The organism is Saccharomonospora iraqiensis subsp. iraqiensis (genome assembly GCF_000430445.1).
GTDB classification, from domain to species: Bacteria; Actinomycetota; Actinomycetes; order Mycobacteriales; family Pseudonocardiaceae; genus Saccharomonospora; species Saccharomonospora iraqiensis.
The window spans coordinates 1-1,640 of the sequence record NZ_KE387135.1; the positions used below are offsets into that span (position 1 = coordinate 1).

Annotated in this window: 2 protein-coding genes; both read right to left on the reverse strand. The window is 72.3% G+C overall.

Annotation, left to right across the window (positions count from 1 at the left end; translation table 11 throughout):
- Positions 1-433, reverse strand: a 433-nt coding sequence (locus tag ACTIR_RS24525) for a thiamine pyrophosphate-binding protein (RefSeq protein ID WP_267879502.1), incomplete at its 3' end; no start/stop codon positions are given.
- 8 nt (positions 434-441) lie between these two features.
- A partial coding sequence (locus ACTIR_RS24530) for an FAD-binding oxidoreductase (protein WP_034241194.1) occupies positions 442-1,640 on the reverse strand: 1,199 nt, incomplete at its 5' end.

Genomic DNA, 1,640 nt, shown 5'->3' on the forward strand with positions numbered 1-1,640 from the left:
CGGCGGCCGCCGCCGCCGCGTCCGCGCCGACGTCGGCGGTGCTCGCCGAACGGCGCACCCAGCCCTGCAGCGATCCGGCCACCGCCTCGATGTCCGACTCCAGTGGGGCGTCGTAGCGCTTGTGGTGGGTGGCGTGGTCGCCGACGACGTTGACCACCGGGGTGTGTGCCCGGCGGGCGTTGTGCAGATTCGCCAGGCCGTTGCCCAGCCCCGGCCCGAGGTGCAGCAGCGTCGCGGCCGGGCGGTCGGCGATCCGTGCGTAGCCGTCCGCGGCGCCGGTGACCACGCCCTCGGACAGGCCCAGCACGCCCCGCATCTCCGGTACACTGTCCAGTGCGGACACGAAGTGCATCTCCGAGGTGCCCGGATTGGTGAAGCACACGTCGACCTCGGCGTCGACGAGGGTGCGGATCAGGGCCTGCGCGCCGTTCATCGTCATCGTCAGTCCTCCCGGCCGCCGAAGAGCACGCCGGGGTTGAGGATCCCGGCGGGGTCGAAGGCCTGCTTCAGTCGTCGCATCAGATCGATCTTGGTGGGGTCCTCCAGCCGGAGGAAGTACCCGGTCTTCGCATGGCCGAGCCCGTGTTCGCCGGAGATCGCCCCGCCCAGCCGCATCCCGGCGGCGAAGATCTCCTCCAGCAACGCCGAACGCCGCTCGGGGTCCGGCTGGAACACGGCGAGGTGGACGTTGCCGTCCCCGGCGTGACCACAGCCGATCACACCGGACTCGGCCCGTTCGGCCGCGGCGCGGGACTCGGCGAGGAACTCCGGCAACGCCGACCGGGGCACGACGACGTCGAGCACGTCGTCGGCGCCCGCGGCCTTGGCCGTCCAGAAGGCGTTCTCCCGGGCCTCGATCAGCCTGCGTGCCGAGGAGCCCTCCAGCACGTACACGTCCGCGGCGCCGAGCTCGCCGAGCAGCGTGCCGAGGGCCTCCACGTCGCCGTCGAGCCGGTCGGCCGCCCGGTTGGCCAGGCCGACCACGAGGTAGGCCTGCGAGGCGTCGCGCACCTCGTCCGGGATGCCCAGCGACAGCTGGGTGCTGTGCGTGATGGCGGCCATGGTCAGCGCGTCGATGTACTCGAGGATGTGCGGTTCCAGTCCGCTGGAGACGATCTCCGGGACCGCCCGCATCACCGTGTCGAGGTCGTCGAACGGGGCGAGCACGGTGGCCGAGTGCGGCAGCCGGGGATGCAGCTTGACCGTGATCTCGGTGGCCAGCGCGAGCGTGCCCTCCGAACCGATGACGAGCTGGGTCAGGTCGTAGCCGCTGGCGGTCTTCACCGTCCGGCCCCCGGAGCGGATCAGCTCCCCGGTGGGCAGTGCCGCCTGGAGACCGAGCACGTTGTGCCGGGTGACGCCGTAGCGCACCGCGCGCATCCCGCCCGCGTTGGTCCCGACGTTGCCGCCGACACTGGCGCTCATCTCCCCGGGGTAGACGGTGTAGCCGAGTCCGGCCCGTGCCGTCCTCTCGTCCAGTTCGGACAGGGTCACCCCGGGCTGGACCACGGCCACGTGGTTCCCCTCGTCGATCTCCAGAACCGAGTTCATCCGTTCGAACGACACCACGAGGCCGTCGGGGTGCGGGCGCGCTGCCGCGGACAGGCCGGTGCCGGAGCCGCGGGCCGTCACCGGCACGC